Origin of the sequence: Aeromonas sp. 604176 (assembly GCF_049170755.1) — a bacterium.
GTDB lineage: Bacteria > Pseudomonadota > Gammaproteobacteria > Enterobacterales > Aeromonadaceae > Aeromonas > Aeromonas veronii_A.
On record NZ_JAAKNE010000190.1, the window covers coordinates 1 to 4,010 of the forward strand.

General features: G+C 57.7%; 2 protein-coding genes. Both read right to left on the minus strand.

The window, feature by feature from the left end:
- Nucleotides 1-837, minus strand: an 837-nt coding sequence (gene glnS / locus G5358_RS20280) for a glutamine--tRNA ligase (protein WP_421324801.1), incomplete at its 3' end; no start/stop codon positions are given.
- Between the two features lie 355 nt (nucleotides 838-1,192).
- The gene (locus tag G5358_RS20285; protein WP_421221459.1) at nucleotides 1,193-3,856 is read right to left on the minus strand and encodes a beta-N-acetylhexosaminidase; all 2,664 of its coding nucleotides are present in this window, start codon (nucleotides 3,854-3,856) and stop codon (nucleotides 1,193-1,195) included.
- Nucleotides 3,857-4,010: the final 154 nt, after the last annotated feature.

The window sequence follows — 4,010 nt, forward strand, 5'->3', positions numbered from 1 at the left end:
CTCGGTCACCAGCAGGTTCAGCTTGCGCTTGGACATGACGGTGTATTCGAGGTTCAGACGAGAGAACTCGTACTGACGGGGGTGGCAGTCGATGGTGATGTTGTCCAGCACCCAGTCGTACAGACGACGGTTGTCCTGGAACTCCAGAGTACAGATGGAGTGGGTGATCCCTTCCAGCGCGTCCGAGATGCAGTGGGTGAAGTCATACATCGGGTAGATGCACCACTTGTCACCGGTCTGGTGGTGGTGGGCAAACTTGATGCGGTAGATAACCGGATCACGCATCACCATGAAGGGAGATGCCATGTCGATCTTGGCGCGCAGGCAGGCGGTGCCTTCGGCGAACTCGCCGTTCTTCATCTTGGCAAACAGCGCCAGGTTCTCTTCCACGCTGCGATCGCGGAACGGGCTATTCTTGCCCGGCTCGGTCAGGGTGCCACGGTACTCACGCATCTGCTCGGGCGTCAGCTCGTCCACATAGGCCAGACCCTTTTCAATCAGCTCGATGGCGTAGCCGTGCAGCTTGTCGAAATAGTCGGAGGAGTAGCAGATCTCGCCGTTCCACTGGAAGCCGAGCCACTGTACGTCCTGCTTGATGGACTCTACGTACTCGATATCTTCCTTCACCGGGTTGGTGTCATCGAAACGCAGGTTGCACTGGCCCTGATAGTCGCGGGCGATGCCGAAGTTCAGGCAGATGGATTTGGCGTGGCCGATATGGAGATAACCGTTCGGCTCGGGCGGAAAACGGGTATGCACGCTGCTGTGCTTACCGCTGGCCAGATCTTCATCAATGATCTGACGAATAAAGTTAGTTGGGCTGTTCGCCTGACTCATGGCTCACCTCAAAAAAGCGTCACTGGCGGAAGTTGTGCCGGCTGGCACCCTCATCCCCCCGCCGTCAAGCCGGGTATGATCCCTTATTACGGGCGCTGTCTCAACCTGAATTTGGCAGTTCCGGGCCATTTCCCGACCATTGCGCCACTAAAAACGGCGTGGCTTGGCACATTGCACCCCAAATGAATAAAAAAGCCCCGCACGAGGCGGGGCTGAAAGTGATGAAAAACACAAAACAGACAATTACACACAACAAAGGCTCACACGCACAGTCAACCTTTCCCAAACCCGATGCGCCATCGCCCTTGGGAAAGGCGGGTCTTGCGACCCACCTCATGTTAACGGTTGACTGCTATCAGTTCAGTTCGGTGACGCGGCTGGTGCGCTTGCCATCGAAGCTGGTGGTACGCAGGTAGACCTTGCCATTCACGCTCGGCTTGGCCGCGGCGTCATAGGCACTCCAGTTGGTACCGTCCAGGCTGTACTGGATGGGCAGACCCGGCAGATCCACGTTCGCTTCCAGCACACCGTTCACTACCTTGGCACCCGGTACGGAGAGGCGGTATTCAACACCGGCCTGATCCAGTTTCGGCAGCACGCGCTGACCCAGTACGTTGGCAAACTGGTTCCACTCTTTGTTGAGGGTGGCCTTGTTGACGAACTTGGTCTCGCCGGAGAACTCGCGGTTCTTCACGTAATCCAGCTCGAAGCCACCTTTGTGCCAGGCACGCTCGGCCACGGAGAAGATACGCGGGTAGACCATGTACTCGTACTGAGCATCGGTACGCACGGTTTCACTCCACTGCTGACCGGAGATCCCCTTGAACTTGACCGGATCCTGGTCACCCTTGGCCACGAAGGCGTTGCCGTCGCGGTCAACCGAAGTCTCGGCGTTCTGCGGCAGGTTTTCCGGGGCGAAGGCAAATACCTTGCGGGTGTCGTTGAAACGGGTTGCCCAGTAGTAGCCACGCTCAGCCGGGTGTACTTCGTTCGGGAAGTCGAAGTAGAGGTAATCCGGGTTGGACAGCACCACTTGGTAACCCTTGTGAGCCCACTTCATCGCTTCATTGAAGCCACCCCAGTAGAGGGTTTCCCAGAAGTTGACACGGGTGTTGTCGGTGGCGAAGTCCTTGGCACCGCTGGCGTACTTCAGACCATCTTCCCACGCCTGCAGGGTAGAGAAGCCGCGGTCTTTGACCATCTGGCCCACTTCCTTGGCGAAGTAAACCGGCAGCTCGCCCACTTCCTTGATCTTGCCTTCGTCGATCATCTTCTGGCACATCGGGGACTTGCCAAACGGTTTGTCCTGCTTGCTGGAGTCGACGTTGCCTTTCCAGGCGACCAGCTCTTCTTTCTTGGTGACGGCCGGATCCTGATAGCCACCGCCCTGCATGATGTTCTTCGCCTCATCACCACCGTAATGCCATGCGGTCAGCGGCTGACCGGCGGCCTGATGCATCTGGGCAACTTCATCCATTACCTTGGCCACGAAGGTGGCAGCACCCGGCTGGCAAGGGTTGATGAAGGACATCTTGTCGTAGAACTGGACCGAGGTGACGTTGGAGGTGTCAGCCGGATCAGTCAGACGGAACTGGTTGGCTTCCGCTTCTTTGCCTTCCGCCATCAGACGCTTGTAGCGCGCTTCCATGGAGACCACGGCAGCACGGGCGTGAGCCGGCATGTTGATCTCGGGGATCACGATCACACCGCGAGCCTTGGCATAACGCACCAGATCCACGTAGTCAGACTTGCTGTAGAAACCGGAACCCTGGTTGTCGCTGGTCGGGCCGGAACCCAGTTGCGGCATCAGGCACTTGGTTTCGGACTCGTCGTGGCAACGCTGGCTACCGACCTGGGTCAGCTCCGGCAGACCCGGGATCTCCAGACGCCAGCCTTCATCGTTGGTCAGGCCAAGGTGCAGCACGTTGAGCTTCATGGCAGACATCTGGTCAACCAGCTTCTTCATGGTATCCAGACTGCGGAAGTGGCGGGCCACGTCGGTCTGCATGCCACGGTATTCAAAGCGCGGCGCGTCCTCGACGGTCATCGGGCTCACCAGCTTGTCATCAACACCCAGCAGGGAGATCAGGGATTGTGCACCCCAGAATGCCCCGTCGATATCGCGACCCTGGATCACTGTGCCCTTCTGACCGATGGTCATGTCATAGCCTTCAGCCTGCTTGAGCTTGCTGCCGAGCTTGATGGTCACCGGGTAGCCGGTGTCGGAGAGGGTAACACCCAGCTTGGTCAGTTGAGCCTTCAGGGCCTCGGCGCGATCGCTCGGCAAGTCCAGGGCATTTAGCTTGATGGTAGAGAAGTCAACCTGCGGACCAGCCTTGACCACTTGCTTCATCGGGGTCGGCAGGATCTGGTTGTCAATCTTGCCAGCCGGCAGCAGGGTGCTGGTCTGGTTGGCCGCGAAACGGGTTTCGCTGTTCATCAGGATGTTCTTGTCATCCTTGGTGCGCTTCCAGCCATCGGCCGGCATCGGCTTCTCGTAGGTGCTGGCATCATTGATGTTGCTCATGCTGGCCAGTACTTTCGGCTCGGCACCTTCGCTGGCGACATACCAGTTCGGCATGATGTCAGATTCGAACAGTACCCAGTATTCCACCACCAGCGGCACTTCGACCGTAGCATCCTTGGCAAAGCCCTGGAACTTCTCGGTTGGCGTCAAACGATAGAGATCGCCGGTCAGGTGAGTGATGGTGAACTGGTCGTTATCCACACGCTGGATACGACGGATGGAGGAGACGTAGATGCTCCAGTCTTTGGAGGTGACGTCCGCACCGGTATTGGTCAGGTGCAGCTTGGCAACGCCACAGCTCGCCCACTCGGAACCGAGTGCCTGGCAATCGAGGCCGGCACCGGCACCGTCGTTGGTGACCACTTCATACTTGACCACCAGGTTGTTGGCGAGGGAGTCGACCACAGCCTGCTTGGCGGCATCGGCTGCCTGGACCTGGCTGACAAAAACGGTAGACATGGCAATGGCTAACAGAGAATGTTTCAAGTTCATAACTGCTGCTCTCATTTGAAGTAAAGGTTGGATTTTCTTGGCTTTTTTATATGGGGCCCCTGAGCGGGGCCCTTAGTTATGTCAACAATGGACTTAGACTTGAGGTGAGCGAGTCGCTCGATTAACGCAGGGCTTTCATCTCACCGGCGATGAT

Excerpts from the sequence above, each read along its gene's own strand:
- G5358_RS20285 (WP_421221459.1), bottom strand. The coding sequence starts at position 3,856 with ATGAACTTGAAACATTCTCTGTTAGCCATTGCCATGTCTACCGTTTTT.